18 protein-coding genes are annotated in these 14,747 nt (G+C 41.1%); 12 read left to right on the top strand and 6 right to left on the bottom strand.

Annotated elements, in window-relative coordinates; translation table 11 throughout:
• Window positions 1–100: 100 nt before the first annotated feature.
• Window positions 101–799 (bottom strand): VrrA/YqfQ family protein, encoded by a 699-nt coding sequence (vrrA, locus tag MHH26_RS10105; protein ID WP_334749755.1) that lies wholly within the window; start codon window positions 797–799, stop codon window positions 101–103.
• Between the two features lie 155 nt (window positions 800–954).
• Between vrrA and MHH26_RS10100 the strand changes: the two genes are divergently transcribed.
• Together MHH26_RS10100 and MHH26_RS10095 are read left to right on the top strand one after the other, a co-directional pair.
• Window positions 955–2,274 carry a DEAD/DEAH box helicase gene (locus tag MHH26_RS10100; RefSeq protein ID WP_340973336.1) on the top strand — a complete coding sequence of 440 codons (1,320 nt, stop codon included), beginning with the start codon at window positions 955–957 and terminating at the stop codon, window positions 2,272–2,274.
• Between the two features lie 9 nt (window positions 2,275–2,283).
• Complete coding sequence (locus MHH26_RS10095; RefSeq protein ID WP_106039262.1) at window positions 2,284–3,177, top strand: deoxyribonuclease IV; 894 nt, start codon at window positions 2,284–2,286, stop codon at window positions 3,175–3,177.
• A 49-nt stretch (window positions 3,178–3,226) separates the two neighbouring features.
• On the opposite strand, the gene MHH26_RS10090 is transcribed toward MHH26_RS10095, so the two are convergent.
• A complete protein-coding gene (locus MHH26_RS10090) occupies window positions 3,227–3,481 on the bottom strand; it encodes a DUF2624 domain-containing protein (RefSeq protein ID WP_034661327.1) in 255 nt (84 codons plus the stop codon).
• A gap of 140 nt (window positions 3,482–3,621) precedes the next feature.
• Here MHH26_RS10090 and MHH26_RS10085 point away from each other — a divergent pair, with 140 nt between their 5' ends.
• From MHH26_RS10085 to MHH26_RS10065, 5 genes are all read left to right on the top strand, one after another.
• Entirely contained in the window at window positions 3,622–4,503 is an 882-nt protein-coding gene (locus MHH26_RS10085) for a YitT family protein (protein WP_340973334.1), read from the top strand.
• 135 nt (window positions 4,504–4,638) lie between these two features.
• Complete coding sequence (locus MHH26_RS10080; RefSeq protein WP_095285396.1) at window positions 4,639–5,415, top strand: metal ABC transporter ATP-binding protein; 777 nt, start codon at window positions 4,639–4,641, stop codon at window positions 5,413–5,415.
• On the top strand, window positions 5,415–6,275 hold the full coding sequence (locus MHH26_RS10075) for a metal ABC transporter permease (protein ID WP_060596671.1): 861 nt from the start codon (window positions 5,415–5,417) through the stop codon (window positions 6,273–6,275). Before MHH26_RS10080 ends, MHH26_RS10075 begins: the two co-directional genes overlap by 1 nt.
• Window positions 6,253–6,681 (top strand): Fur family transcriptional regulator, encoded by a 429-nt coding sequence (locus MHH26_RS10070; protein ID WP_012010595.1) that lies wholly within the window; start codon window positions 6,253–6,255, stop codon window positions 6,679–6,681. The genes MHH26_RS10075 and MHH26_RS10070 overlap by 23 nt, the downstream gene beginning before the upstream one ends.
• A gap of 134 nt (window positions 6,682–6,815) precedes the next feature.
• On the top strand, window positions 6,816–7,733 hold the full coding sequence (locus tag MHH26_RS10065) for an ROK family protein (protein WP_340973332.1): 918 nt from the start codon (window positions 6,816–6,818) through the stop codon (window positions 7,731–7,733).
• A 106-nt stretch (window positions 7,734–7,839) separates the two neighbouring features.
• On the opposite strand, the gene MHH26_RS10060 is transcribed toward MHH26_RS10065, so the two are convergent.
• Entirely contained in the window at window positions 7,840–8,418 is a 579-nt protein-coding gene (locus tag MHH26_RS10060) for a 5' nucleotidase, NT5C type (protein WP_334749753.1), read from the bottom strand.
• A gap of 139 nt (window positions 8,419–8,557) precedes the next feature.
• Here MHH26_RS10060 and MHH26_RS10055 point away from each other — a divergent pair, with 139 nt between their 5' ends.
• Window positions 8,558–8,920: a DUF308 domain-containing protein gene (locus MHH26_RS10055; protein WP_034661320.1), complete on the top strand. Its 363-nt coding sequence runs from the start codon at window positions 8,558–8,560 to the stop codon at window positions 8,918–8,920.
• A gap of 43 nt (window positions 8,921–8,963) precedes the next feature.
• Here MHH26_RS10055 and ispG read toward each other — a convergent pair whose 3' ends face one another.
• On the bottom strand, window positions 8,964–10,076 hold the full coding sequence (ispG, locus tag MHH26_RS10050) for a flavodoxin-dependent (E)-4-hydroxy-3-methylbut-2-enyl-diphosphate synthase (RefSeq protein ID WP_034661319.1): 1,113 nt from the start codon (window positions 10,074–10,076) through the stop codon (window positions 8,964–8,966).
• Between the two features lie 105 nt (window positions 10,077–10,181).
• Complete coding sequence (locus MHH26_RS10045) at window positions 10,182–10,484, bottom strand: hypothetical protein (protein ID WP_340973327.1); 303 nt, start codon at window positions 10,482–10,484, stop codon at window positions 10,182–10,184.
• Between the two features lie 75 nt (window positions 10,485–10,559).
• Here MHH26_RS10045 and MHH26_RS10040 point away from each other — a divergent pair, with 75 nt between their 5' ends.
• Window positions 10,560–11,084, top strand: a complete 525-nt coding sequence (locus tag MHH26_RS10040) for a GNAT family N-acetyltransferase (protein WP_340973325.1) — start codon at window positions 10,560–10,562, stop codon at window positions 11,082–11,084.
• A gap of 54 nt (window positions 11,085–11,138) precedes the next feature.
• Here the strand turns inward: MHH26_RS10040 and MHH26_RS10035 are convergent, their stop codons facing one another.
• A complete protein-coding gene (locus MHH26_RS10035) occupies window positions 11,139–11,909 on the bottom strand; it encodes a DUF1189 domain-containing protein (protein WP_034661315.1) in 771 nt (256 codons plus the stop codon).
• Window positions 11,910–12,052: 143 nt separating this feature from the next.
• On the opposite strand from MHH26_RS10035, the gene MHH26_RS10030 reads away from it, so the two are divergent.
• From MHH26_RS10030 to MHH26_RS10020, 3 genes are all read left to right on the top strand, one after another.
• Entirely contained in the window at window positions 12,053–12,538 is a 486-nt protein-coding gene (locus tag MHH26_RS10030) for a DUF456 domain-containing protein (RefSeq protein WP_095285394.1), read from the top strand.
• 187 nt (window positions 12,539–12,725) lie between these two features.
• Window positions 12,726–13,334 (top strand): superoxide dismutase SodA, encoded by a 609-nt coding sequence (gene sodA, locus MHH26_RS10025; RefSeq protein WP_007501264.1) that lies wholly within the window; start codon window positions 12,726–12,728, stop codon window positions 13,332–13,334.
• 122 nt (window positions 13,335–13,456) lie between these two features.
• Window positions 13,457–14,743 (top strand): MFS transporter, encoded by a 1,287-nt coding sequence (locus tag MHH26_RS10020; protein ID WP_060596680.1) that lies wholly within the window; start codon window positions 13,457–13,459, stop codon window positions 14,741–14,743.
• Window positions 14,744–14,747: the final 4 nt, after the last annotated feature.

Here is a 14,747-nt window from a genome sequence, read left to right as displayed (position 1 = left end):
AAAACGGCTTTTTATCATTCTCTAGCTTCCATTATAGCCAAAGTAAGCGCATATATCAAAGATTGTTATACGCAGTGAACACTTCGCCGTTAAAAGATCACTAGACATATAGTTTTGGAACAGAGCTGCCAGGTCTTTTTTTCGGTTTTGCTTCAGGAGCAGGTGATGTGTGAGGAGCTGCTTTTTTGACGAGGATGTCCTCTGGTTCTTTGTTTTCTTCTATTTCATCATCTCGTGCTGCTTCTTCTTGCGGCACTTCTGTTTCCTTGCCGATCTCTTTAGGATCTTCATCTGCGCTTGTTTCATCATCATCCGCACTGCCGAGCTGGCTGTACAGCTTAATCATGGCAGGCAGATTTCTTACTAAAGGACCGTATTGCTGAATCATTGGTGTAAATTGCTGCGCCATACCGAGCACTTTTTGTACATTTCCTAACATGCTTGAGAGGGTCGCAGGATTTGTGAAGCTCTGGATTCCTTGTAATCCCGCACCACCTCCAGAGACCCCTGCTCCCCCTGCGCCAGGAAGAAATTTAGCGAGCATGCCTTTCATTCCTGCTCCGCCGCCTAGTGCGCGGCTCTCGCCTCCTGGAATTCCGTCCATCCCGCGTATACCGCCTCCCTGTACAGACGGGGAGCGAGGCATCATTTGCTGAAATTGATTGCCTTGCCCTTGAAAAGGCTGTTCGATAGGAGGCTGCTGCCCTCTTTGAAAAATCCCGGGTTGTCCGCCATTTCCAAGATGCCGGCGTGAGGGACGGTGCGGCTGAAAATCGCCCATAGGCCTTTGCCCTAACATACTTGTACCTCCCTTACTGCATTCTCTTTCTCTTCATAGGTTATGCAAGGAAGCATCAATTGGTTTCCTGTAAGAAAAGCGGACATGGTTTTTTTGCTGAAAATCAGCTATAATGAGGAGATGAGCAAAAAGGCATTGCCTTAAGGAGTGAAAACATGAACGAAACAAAATTTACGACATATGAATTAAAGTCTTTTATAATAGATGCTATTCATGAACTGGGCTTTTATGAGCCAACTGATATTCAAAAAAGAATCATCCCTGCTGTGTTAAAAGGAGAAAGCGTGATTGGTCAATCACAAACAGGAACAGGAAAAACTCACGCGTACTTATTGCCGCTTATTCATTCAATTGATCCAAGCAAAGAGCAAGTACAAGTTGTGATTACTGCACCTACAAGAGAATTAGCCAATCAAATTTTCAAAGAAGCCCAAACGATTTTAAAGAATGCCTCTCCAGAAGAAGAGATGAAAGCAAAGCTTTACATTGGCGGAACGGACAAGCAGAAATCCATTCAAAAGCTAAAAACCCAGCCGCATTTGGTTGTCGGTACACCTGGACGTATTGCTGACCTCATTCATGAGCAGGCGCTGAACGTTTACAAAGCGACATCTCTTGTCATTGATGAAGCGGATTTAATGCTGGATATGGGATTTTTAGAAGATGTGGACCGTATTGGTTCACAAATGCCAGAACAGCTGCAAATGCTTGTGTTCTCAGCAACTATTCCAGAAAAACTAAAGCCGTTCCTGAAAAAATATATGGACAATCCAAAATATGCCCATGTTGAACCAAAACGAATTACAGCTGAAAACATTCAGCATATTTTAGTCCCATCTAAACAGCGTGACAAGCTAAAACTGCTCCATGAAATGGTGACGAATGTACAGCCTTATTTAGGCATCATTTTTGCCAATACAAAAACAACCGTTGATGAAATCGCATCATTCTTACAAGAAAAAGGAATGAAAGTTGGAGTGCTTCATGGCGGATTAACGCCGCGCGAACGTAAAAAAGTAATGAAACAAATTGATGATTTAGAGTTCACTTATATTGTGGCATCTGATCTTGCAGCCCGCGGAATTGATATTAAAGGCGTCAGCCACGTGATCAACTATGAACTTCCATCTGATCTTGATTTTTATGTTCACCGTGTTGGTAGAACAGCTCGAGCTGGTTCATCTGGAATTGCAATGACTATTTATGAGCTTGCTGATGAGGATGCACTCATTCAAATCGAGAAAATGGGCGTTGTGTTTGAAAACAAAACCATTGTTCATGGCGAATGGCGAGATGCAGATGATCGCTTGAAGCGTCAAAGACGTAAAAAAGCACCTAATGAAATTGAAGAAAAAGCAAAGCGTCTTGTGAGAAAACCGAAAGCCGTCAAACCTGGATATAAAAAGAAAATGACACGTGAGATGGACAAAATCAAGAGACAGGAACGTAGAAAGTCAAAGCGTAATGGAAAGTAGGGGGAAACATTGTTGAAGATTGGTTCACATGTATCCATGAGCGGAAAACATATGCTTCTTGCAGCGAGTCAAGAAGCTGCCTCTTATGGTTCGAATACGTTTATGATTTATACAGGTGCACCGCAAAATACGCGCCGCAAAAAAATTGAAGACCTCAATATTGAAGCTGGACAAGCGCATATGAAAGAGCATGGTATGACAGATATCGTCGTACATGCACCGTATATTATTAATATTGGGAACACCGTCAATCCAGCGACATTTGAGCTTGGCGTGGACTTCCTTCGCTCTGAGATTGAACGTACAGAAGCGCTAGGTGCAGGGCAGATTGTTCTCCACCCAGGTGCACATGTCGGAGCAGGACCAGAAGCAGGAATCCAAAAAATCATTGAAGGTTTAAACGAAGTCATCGTAAAAGGGCAAAAGGTTCAAATTGCACTTGAAACAATGGCAGGCAAAGGATCAGAGTGCGGAAGAAGCTTTGAAGAGCTTGCCCAAATTATCGACGGAGTGACACATAACGAAGCACTTTCTGTCTGCTTTGATACGTGTCACACACACGATGCTGGTTACCCGATTGTGACTGACTTTGATGGGGTGTTAGAAGAATTTGATCGAATCGTCGGTATTGACCGAATCAAGGTTCTTCATATTAATGACAGTAAAAACGTACAAGGCGCAAGAAAAGACCGACATGAAAATATCGGCTTTGGTGAAATTGGCTTCGATGCACTGAACTATATTGTGCATCACCCGCAGCTTCAAGATGTGCCCAAAATCTTAGAAACGCCTTATGTAGGTGAAGATAAAAAGAACAAAAAACCACCTTACAAATTCGAAATTGCGATGCTGAAAGAAAAGCAATTTGACGAAGGCTTACTAGATAAAATTAAGGGTCAGTAAAAAAAGCATACAACATCATGAGGTGCCGCTAAATGCGGCCCTTTTTTGCTTAACTTGTAAACTGATTAAACAGATCATTGACAGTCTGAGCTGTCTGTTTAGAAGTAATCGCTTCCACTTGCTTAAGAAGCCGGTTACGCTCTGCATCATTAAAAATATTGACGTTTTTCCCATTCATGAGTTTGGCCACCTCGACAGCTTGGTTTGACGTTAAACTGACACCATACTGTTTCGCATACCTTAACAGATCATTTGCTGTGATCTGATTGAGCCGCTGCAGGACAATTTTTTGAATTAAAATCAATTCCATTCCTCCCCTCTGTAACAATGTATGGGCGAAAACGGAAAATGTGCAAAAAATTTTATTTTATCCTGTGAAATGATAAAATAGTAAAGTGAATAAAATGTTCATTGAAAATTTAACATGTGTAGAAGGGAGAACGTATGGCAAATAGTAAACAGCATAGAAAGGAATCAGTGCCTCATTTTATTTTGAGAATTTTCCTGATTCTAGTAGGAGCTACATGCGCAGCAGTCAGCATTGAATTATTTTTAGTGCCAAACAATATTATTGATGGAGGCATCATCGGTATTTCGCTTATTTTGGATTATCTCTTTACAGATAACCCATTCATCAATTTTGCGACGATTGTTGTCATTTTAAATATTCCATTTATGATATCAGGATACAAACATATTGGGAAAACTTTTCTGGTTTCCACAATGATTGGGATTGTCAGCTTAGCCGTGATTGAATCTTCACTCCATCATGTAGAGGCATTTACAAATCAGCCGATCTTAGCCACTGTATTTGGCGGGCTATTACTTGGTTTTGGTGTTGGACTTGTCATCCGTAATGGAGGCTCAATGGATGGAACAGAGATCTTAGGAATTCTTCTGACGAAAAAAATTCCTTTCTCCGTCGGTGAGTTTGTCATGATCGTCAATGTGTTCATTTTTATTTGGGCAGGCTTTGTCTTCGGACCAGAGCAGGCTATGTATTCTGTCATGACATATTATTTGGCAATGAAAACAATTGATGCTGTCATTCAAGGGCTTGATGAAACAAAAGCTGTCATTATCGTGTCAGATTATTATGATGAAATTTCAGATGCGATTCTTCATCGACTTGGCAGGGGAACGACAAAGCTGAGAGGGAAAGGCGGCTATACAGATGAAGAAAAGGATGTCATCTACGCCGTTGTCACAAGACTTGAAATTACAAAGCTAAAATCCATTGTATTTGAAATTGATGGTCAAGCATTTATTACGATTATGGATACGCATGAAACAAAAGGCGGTAAGTTCAAAACAGCCATTCATTAGCTTTTATTTTACTTTTTAATCTTTCTTTTATATAATGAAATGTATGTATGGACAGAGAAAATGGCAAAAGCCATTTTCTTTTTGTTGTATAAATCGTAATCATTCTTTTTATATTGATTAAAGGTGGAAAGATTCATGGCAAAGCCAATTATTGAAATGAAGGACATTTCGTACTCGTATGGACAGCGAAATGTCATTGATCACATTCATTTAACAGTAGAGGAAGGGAACTTTCTAGCACTTGTTGGACCGAATGGATCTGGTAAAACAACCTTATTAAAATGCCTGCTTGGGCTCATTAAACCACAGCAAGGTGAATTAAAGCTATTTGGCACGCCTGCGTCAAAATTTAGAGACTGGGATCAAATTGGATTTGTTTCTCAAAAGGCGAATAGTTTTAATACGGGTTTCCCTGCTTCTGTTTACGAGGTCGTTGCAAGTGGATTGACGGCGAAAATTGGTTTATTCAAACGAATGAGCAAGCAGGACAAATGGCAAGTTGAGGATGCCATTCGCTCAGTTGGCATACAAGATTTAAAGCACCAAAACATCGGTGAACTTTCAGGCGGTCAGCAGCAACGTGCTTTTATTGCCCGTGCGCTCGTCAGTCAGCCAAAGCTGCTCATTTTAGATGAACCGACGGTTGGTGTAGACCAGCGGACAGTAGAAGGCTTTTATCAGCTGCTCGAAACATTGAACAAAGAAAAAGGAATGTCTTTAATTCTCGTTACACACGACGTTGGCACCGTTTCTGATAAAGTCACCCATGTGGCTTGCTTAAATCAGACACTTCATTTCCACGGGGATGCAGAAACGTTTGATTCAATGGATGATCAAGCGTTATCTCAATTTTACGGACATGACATTCAAGTGATTCATCACGACCATCACCATCATGGGGGACATGAATAATGCTATTTCCATTTTTTCATTATGAATTTTTACAAAATGCGTTTATCGCAGGAATGCTGATCGGCTTTATTGCGCCCTTACTTGGTGTATTTATCGTCGTGAGAAGGCTCTCGCTGATTGCAGATGCCCTCAGTCACGTATCACTTGCCGGTATTGCAGCAAGCTTATTCCTTGATAAAAAGTTTGGCCTCTTGACAGGGGTGAGCCCGCTGTACTTAGGGATGGCGTTTTCTGTTGCCGGTTCATTGTTTATTGAACGTCTGCGCTCCGTGTATAAGCATTATCAGGAGCTTGCGATTCCTATTATTTTATCAGGTGGTATCGGGATTTCCGTCATCTTCATTTCACTAGCGAATGGCTTTAATACCGATTTGTTTAGTTATTTGTTCGGAAGTGTCAGTGCGGTTTCGAGATTAGATCTTTGGATTATTGTTGGGATTTCACTCGTTGTTGTGTTAGTTGTCGTGCTTTTATATAAAGAATTGTTTTTACTTTCTTTTGATGAAGAGCATGCAAAGGCTTCTGGTATTTCAGCGAAATGGATTCATTTTATTTTTATCTTAGTCGTCGCACTCGTCATTGCGGCATCAATGCGTATCGTAGGCACACTGCTTGTCTCCGCGCTTATGACGCTTCCTGTTGCGGCAAGTATCCGTATTGCCAAAGGATTCAAACAGGCGATCTTCCTTTCGATCTTGTTCGGTGAATTGTCTGTATTGGCCGGATTAATCTTAAGCTATTATCTAGATTTAGCGCCAGGCGGAACCATTGTGATGCTGTCCATTTTGATTTTAATCGGATGTATTAGTATTGGAAAATTCAGAAGGGGGAATCATCATGAACGTACAAGAAGCGCTTGATTTATTAAAGGAAAAAGGCTACAAATATACAAGCAAACGTGAAGATATGCTTCAATTGTTTTCTGATTCTGATAAATATTTGACCGCTAAAAATGTGCTAACGGCACTAAGTGAAGACTACCCAGGTCTTAGCTTTGATACGATATATCGAAACTTATCGCTATATGAAGACTTAGGTATATTAGAAACAACGGAATTGTCAGGGGAGAAGCTTTTTCGTTTTAAATGCTCATTTTCTCATCACCACCATCACTTTATTTGTCTTGCATGCGGTAAAACAAAGGAGATCGATGCCTGTCCTATGGACAAGCTAGACGCCGATTTAGAGGATTATCACATTAGCGGACATAAATTCGAAATCTACGGAACGTGTCCTTCCTGCGAACCGAAGGAAGTTCACTCATGAAAAAGCCAGCCGCAGAGCTGGCTTTTTCTTTTGTCTTTTTGAAAACGTTTTACAAAGGGCGGCTGTTTCATTAAAATGAGAACAAGGTACGATTCAGCAATTAGCGTCTTTTGGAGTAAAGGGAGGGGTCAAAAGTGGCGTATTATGTCGTGTTCGATGTAGGCGGGACGAGAACAAAACATGGATTAATGGATCAGGATGGGGAGCTGGCCACGAGCGGTGACTATCAAACGAACTGCCGGCAGCTTGAACCGTTTTTAGAAGTTATGGCGGATGTGGTCAAGCAATATCAGAGAACGTCGGATGTCAGCGGAATCGCCATTAGTCTTCCGGGCTTTGTGGACAGTGAAACAGGTTATACAGAATTTGCAGGAGCCATCATCGCCTTAAATGGTCAAAATGTAAAAACACTTTTAGAAGAGAAAACATCTCTTCGTGTTGAAGTTGAAAATGATGCGAATTGTGCAGCTCTTGCAGAAAAATATAGTGGCCATGCGAAAGATTGTGACAGCTTTATTTGTATGACGATTGGCACAGGTGTTGGCGGTGGTCTTTTCGCTGGCGGTCAGCTTGTGCGCGGGGCTTCCTTCCGCGGCGGTGAATTTGGCATGATGCTGACAGAGACAGAAAATGGACAATTTACAACACTCAACAGCAGTGCTTCAACGGCTGGATTAATTCGCAGCTATAAAGAAAAGCAAGGAATTCCGCAAAGTACTCAAATAGACGGTCAAGAAATTTTTGAAAAGGCAAAGCACGATCCGTCCATTGAGAAGCTGGTGGATCAGTGGTACAAACGAATCGCCATTGGTATTTACAATGTAGCAACTGTCCTTAATCCAGAGAAAATCCTCATTGGAGGCGGCGTAAGTGCAAGACCGGATTTACTATCAAGCATTGAGAAACATTTACATACACTGCATGCGTGGAAGAACATTCAGGTGAAGCTGGAAACGTGCCACTACTTGAATCAGGCAGGCATGAAGGGAGCACTGTACCATTTTCTCATGAAAGAAGGTCAGCTTGTTCCATCAAAAAAGCCGATACATTAAGGGTTTTCAACTATGCTGAAATGAAGCCAAAGAGATAAAATAAAAATCATTTTATCTCTTTGTGCGCAATCAAAAGCCGATACATTAGCGTATCGGCTTTTCTGTATTAATAAACAGTTTCAAAACGCTGCTCGTATTGTTTAATCCATTGAGATGCTTCCTGCCAGTTGTTGACGCGTATAATCCTGTCATCTATGGGCATTTGATTATATGGGGAGTTAAAAAGAATAACCGGTATGTCAGCCTCTTTTGCAATCATTGTGGCATTCCCATGATGATCCTCGAAAAACACATCAATCTTGTGCTTTTGAACAGCTTCGAGCTTATGATGACCGCCAACCAGCTCAATGTCATCATAGTGCACGTGATGTTTGTGAAACCACTCGTAGGTGATATCCGCATGATGCTGCCTTCTCGCTGTAATATAGATCAGCCTGTGTTGATGTTTCATTTGATCAAGAATCTCTTTTGCGTCCTTAGCAGGCTTTGCCTGTTTATATATATGAGGCTCATGCTGATTCATCCAGCCCCAAAACTCTTCTTGAGAAATATTTAAAAGCTTCGTCAAATCATATTCTGTCATATCATCTAGTGTCATGGCACATTGGAACGACTCATTTAAATAGGGAACAAAGGTATCCTGCGCCGTCACTGTGCCATCTATATCAATTCCTAAACGTAACATGCCCACACTCCTCATTTTTATACTCTTAAAGTGTAACATAATCAATTCACAATTCCAGCAAGTTTTAGCAAACATGAAACAGACATTTTTGCTCATACTAAAAAAGCTCCTTTCTATTAACCAAAAGGGGGAATTGATCATGGAAAGAGACGAAGATTTCAGAAGAAATGATCGTGAAATCGACACACACTTTAGTAATGATGATGGCTATCTAGAGGAAACAGCTGCTGAAATTGCAGAGCCATATCAGGCTTCAAGAGATCGAGTAGATAGACGAGAACGTGACCAAGCTGGTGACGATTCAGGCAGTAAGGGGATAGGCTATACAGCACTCGCGATTGCGATTATCTCGTTATTTGTCTTGCCGGTGCTATTAGGAGTAGCGGCAATCGTCGTTGGTTATATTGCAAGAAGAAAAGGAGCACATGCGCTTGGCGCATGGTCAATCGGGATCGGAATTGTTTCCGTCATCCTTGGCATATTTATCACCCCGTTCTTTTAACAAGAACAGAAAAACGCCTGACAGTGACGTCAGGCGTTTTTTGTTATGCGTTGGCTTTTGCTTTTTCAGCTTCCATTTTTGCATAATGCTCTTCAGCGATTTTATCGATTTCTTTTTTCAGTTCTTCAACCATTGTTTCTTCTGGCACTTTACGAACAATTTCACCTTTACGGAACAATAGGCCTTCGCCTCTAGCGCCGGCAATTCCGATATCAGCTTCACGCGCTTCACCTGGACCGTTTACAGCGCAGCCGAGAACAGCTACTTTAATCGGTGCTTTAATCGTGGAGATATATTCTTCGACTTCATTTGCAATGCTTATGAGGTCGATTTCAATTCGGCCGCAAGTTGGGCAAGAGATCAGTGTGGCTGCATTTGATGCAAGACCAAATGATTTCAACAGTTCACGTGCTACTTTTACTTCCTCAACTGGATCAGCACTTAATGAAATGCGGAGTGTATTCCCAATCCCCATATTCAAAATAGCGCCGAGACCAGCTGCACTTTTGACCGTACCTGCAAATAATGTACCTGATTCTGTAATTCCAAGGTGAAGAGGGTAGTCAAACGCTTTTGCTGCTTTTTCGTACGCCTCAATAGCTAGGTTGACATCAGATGCTTTCATGCTGACGATGATATCATGAAAATCTAGATCTTCTAGAATTTTAATGTGGTGCAGTGCACTTTCGACCATACCATCTGCTGTTGGGTAGCCGTATTTATCAAGAATTTTTTTCTCTAATGAACCAGCGTTTACCCCAATACGGATTGGAATGCCTTTTTCTTTTGCTGCTTTTACAACCGCTTCGACTTTTTCTCGTCTTCCGATGTTTCCTGGGTTGATTCGAATTTTGTCTGCACCTGCTTCAATGGCCTTCAGTGCAAGCTTGTAGTCAAAATGAATATCGACAACAAGCGGGATGTTGATTTGTTTTTTTATGTCTGCAATCGCATTTGCTGCACGCTCGTCTGGGCATGCGACACGCACGATTTGACAGCCTGCTTCTTCAAGACGCTTAATTTCAGCTACTGTCGCTTCGACATCATGTGTTTTGGTTGTTGCCATACTTTGAATGACAACCTCATTATTTCCACCTATAGTTAAAGGTCCCACTTTGACGGGACGCGTTTTAGTACGATGTGTGACTTCACTCACTTGTCAATCGCTCCTTAGTGTACAAGCAATCATTTGCCATGTACGTCTTGTTTTACAGTTCATATTGTAACAGTCTCTTTGTATGAATGACAAGGAATTAACGTTTTATCTCTTATATACCGGAAACTTATATGTGCTGCCTGCCCGAATTTCGTTTGCTTTGACGCCTTGATTCAGCTCTTCAAAATCCTCAATGACTTCATCAAGTGGCTTGTTTGTATGGACGATAGAGACGACAGTTTCACCTTGTTTCACCGTGACCTTCTTATATGCTTTTTTCTCAGGTGTTTGAAAGGCATTTGCAGGGACAGCTGGACCTTCTTCAACGGGGATGGTGCCATTTTTTAAATCAAAAAAGATAATAAAGAGGACAAACAAACTGATTAGCAAAAAAATAATACGCCGCATTTCACTCACCGCTTTTAAGAGTTTACTTCAGTCTATGCATGTCCTGAAATGATAGAACCAACATGAGGAGAAAAGGTGAAAAGGGAGGTTCTAGTTCGTTCTAGTGAGTCTTGTATTGAATTTACGCTCGGCGATGCTTTTTCAAGCTTCTATCACCATTATGATAAAATAAAAACAGGGGGAGAGTTTATGTCTCGTCAAATTGAACGAATTCAGCGCAGTGTGGAAAGGTGCGCAAAGGATGAAGCCTACATGCACGGTATTTTCTTAAATGAAACAGATGACTTAATTGGGACAATCTCATTAAGTTCTGTCGTTAGAGGCCCGGTAGAAGGAGCTTGGCTAGGGTATGTACTTGATGAAAAGCATGGCGGGAAAGGGTATATGACGGAAGCCATTCGTTTAATCATTGATTATGCCTTTGATGAACTGCACCTTCATCGTATTGAAGCTGGAGTAAAGCCGAGTAATATAGGTTCTATTCGTGTACTTGAAAAGACAGGTTTTGAAAATGAGGGATTGAATCGTAAAAAAGTAAAGATTAATGGTGTGTGGGAGGATCATTATTTGTTTGCGATCATTCATCCAGATGAATCATAGAGCATGAACATACATAAAAAGCTCCTCCAAGTTGGGGGAGCTTTCATTTACTCATTAACTTTTGACAAGTGGTTTATGTTTAGCGGGTATTTCCTTTACGACGAGATATAAGAAGATAAAGTTAATGATCCAATTTAATAAAAATGAGTTCGCAACAGGCGTGTTTAATGCACTCATGATAGCGAAAAAGACCGTTGTTAATGTGAGTGAATAAGCGGAGAGCTTCCATAGCATTTGGAAAGACAGCTCTTTTTGCTGCATGCGTTTAATAAATGTACCAAGCATCGCAAGGAATGTTGCGCTAATGAACATGAGAGCCGCAGTTGATAGATACAGCAGCACCCAGATAACTGGGATAATAATCGCTTGATTCTGATTTGTGACGCGGGCGAGTTCGTCTTTTGTCAGCGTTCCGCCAAGCAGCTGGTATGGGATATCTGTCATTTGTCCATCAATGGCAATCACTGCTTTTTCTTTTAATAATGCGATGGCCGTTTGCTTTGATTCAAGCTCACTTGCTTTTATTTTTTCAGCAGGATCAAAGATGATCGTAATGCCGTTTTCTTCTTTTTCTATCGGTGCACTTTGATCCGCTTGAAGCTTTCCTTTTTCGATTGAGAAATCAGGTAAATCTTTTTTGATCACATGCTGAAATCCTGACATCGCATTCGAGATCTCCTGACTCATATGATAACCCTGAGGAACTGCTGCGATGATCGAAAGGATAAAAATGAATAAAATCGCTTTGCCAATCCCTGTAAACCGTGCTTTAGCAATATCTTTTGGTGAATAAATGCCTTTTAACAATAGTTTAAATACGTTCAATCAATTCACTTCCTACATTCTTTTCTATTTCTCATATTGTATCAATGTCTATCTATCAAGTACAAGTATGGCCTTCATCGCTGGTTAAGATAGATGGAATGAGGCATAATGTATACAGCATATAAAAAGGAGGCGGCAGTGACTTGGACGTGCTGTATTGGATTCTGGTTATCTGTGCATTTATCATTGCGTTTGTTGGACTTGTGTATCCAATTATCCCTAGTGTGGTCTTTATGGTTCTCGGATTTATTCTATATGGTTTCTTTTTCAGCTTCGAGCCGCTTACACTGACGTTCTGGCTCATTCAAGCCGTGTTTACCGCGGTATTATTTGCGGCAGATTATGTCTCAAACCTCATTGGGGTCAAGCGTTTTGGCGGCAGCCGCGCAGCCATTTGGGGAAGCACCATTGGGTTATTAGTTGGTCCTTTTGTGATTCCCATTGCAGGAATTATCATTGGTCCATTTATCGGAAGTGTTATTGCAGAGCTCCTTGTTCATCAAAAAGATGTGAAGACGAGTGTGAAAGTAGGATTAGGCTCATTAATCGGATTTATATCAGGTGTATTTGCCAAAGGATTGATTCAAGCGCTGATGCTGGGCATCTTTTTATTTTATGTCCTTCGCTAAATAGAAAAAGGGAGTTTAAAACTTTTTCTAAAGGGCTAAATACAAAATAAACACTGAAATGTTTCAGATCATGAGCAATAACATTGAAACAAGCCAATTCTTTTGATACTCTTTGAGTAGGTTGAATTGCTTGCTTACGACCTAAGGAAGCATTTCAGTACATACATTTCTAAGGAGGAATTTAACCATGGCTTTTAAACTTCCAGAATTACCATATGCTTACGATGCATTAGAACCACATATCGACAAGGAAACAATGACGATTCACCACACAAAACACCACAACACATACGTAACAAACTTAAACAAAGCAATCGAAGGTGTATCAGCTCTTGAAGATCAATCAATCGAAGAGCTAGTGGCTAACCTAAACTCTGTGCCTGAAAACATTCGTACAGCTGTACGTAACAATGGCGGAGGACATGCTAACCACTCATTATTCTGGACGCTTCTTTCACCAAACGGTGGCGGCGCACCAACTGGTGAACTTGCAGATGCAATCGAAAAAGAATTAGGCGGATTTGAAAAATTCAAATCTGATTTCGCTGCAGCAGCTGCAGGACGCTTTGGTTCTGGTTGGGCATGGCTTGTTGTGAACAATGGCAAACTTGAAATCACAAGCACGCCAAACCAAGATTCTCCTTTAACTGAAGGAAAAACACCAATTCTAGGACTTGACGTTTGGGAGCATGCTTACTACCTAAACTACCAAAACCGTCGTCCTGATTACATTTCAGCTTTCTGGAATGTTGTGAACTGGGATGAAGTGGCTCGCCTTTACAGCGAAGCTAAATAAATCATTCGATTTGAAAAGACCTGCTCTTTAGAGAAGCAGGTCTTTTTATATTTTCCCTCCTTTTTTTACATATCTGTCTTTTGATGAGACAGACTATTGTGTAGAAAAGGAGAATGAAATATATGAGCAGATTAAAGAAAATGTTCGGGGACATGGATGTTACAAGAGATTTAATGCTCCTCCTCACGATTGGCGGATTATATGCACTTGCCATTGCGCTTTCAAATACGTTTGTAAACGTGTATTTATGGAAACAGTCTGGGAAATTCACGGATCTTGCAATTTACAATCTGGCTATTGTTGTGCTTCAGCCCATTACATTTTTATTCGCAGGCCGGCTCGCTAAAAAAATAGACCGGGCGTTTGTCCTTCGTTTCGGCGTTATCTTTTTAGCCGCTTTTTACTTAATTGTCTTAATGGCAGGAGAGCAAGCGGCCGCGCGGCTTGTTTTATTAGGGAGTGTCCTTGGGATCGGCTATGGTTTTTACTGGCTTGCTTTTAACGTACTTACCTTTGAGATCACTGAGCCTGAAACAAGAGATTTCTTTAATGGGTTTCTCGGAGTGCTGTCATCTACTGCTGGCATGATCGGTCCTCTCATTGCGGGGATTGTCATTTCTCAATTAACGGATGATACAGGCTATACGGTGATTTTCACGTTATCGCTTTTTTTGTTTTCACTAGCGGTTGTGATGAGCTTTTTCCTCAAGAGAAGGCAGTCAAAAGGGAAATTTATCATCAAGCAAATATGGAAAGAACGCCATGCCGACGAGAATTGGCGTAAGATTACAACAGCTCACTTTTTTCAAGGGCTTCGTGAAGGGGTATTTGTCTTCTTAATCAGTGTCTTTGTGTTTATTGCAACAAACAGTGAGCTTGCTCTCGGGACGTTTGGTTTAGTGAACTCCGGTGTTGCTTTTTTCGCTTATTTCTTCGCTACACGTTTGATTAAGAAAAAATGGCGAAAGAAGGCCATTATGCTTGGCGGGCTGATTTTATACGGCGCCTTGTTCTTAATCGTCTTTCACTTGTCCTATGTATCACTTCTCATGTATGCGGTAGCCATTGCGATAGGATACCCGCTTCTGCTTGTTCCATATGTATCCTTAACATACGATGTCATCGGTCATGCAAGGTATGCAAGGAAAGCCCGAATTGAATATATTGTGGTCAGGGAGCTGTTTTTAAATGCTGGCCGTATTTGTTCCATTGTGTTGTTTCTTCTATCTGTCACCTTACTGGGTGATGAGCTTGGGATTCCTGCATCTCTTGTTGTGCTTGGAGCGGGACACACACTCATTTATTATTTTGTAAAAGATATTCATTTAAAAGAAAAAACAGCTGATATGAAAGAGACTGACGGTCAAAAGCCAGTTTCTCACACGAACCTTATTAAGGGAGAAAGGTAAAATT

The organism is Bacillus sp. FSL K6-2839 (genome assembly GCF_038003365.1).
In the GTDB taxonomy this organism is placed as follows: Bacteria; Bacillota; Bacilli; order Bacillales; family Bacillaceae; genus Bacillus.
Note: the sequence above shows the minus strand (reverse complement) of the source record. Positions and strands in the feature narration are given on the sequence as shown.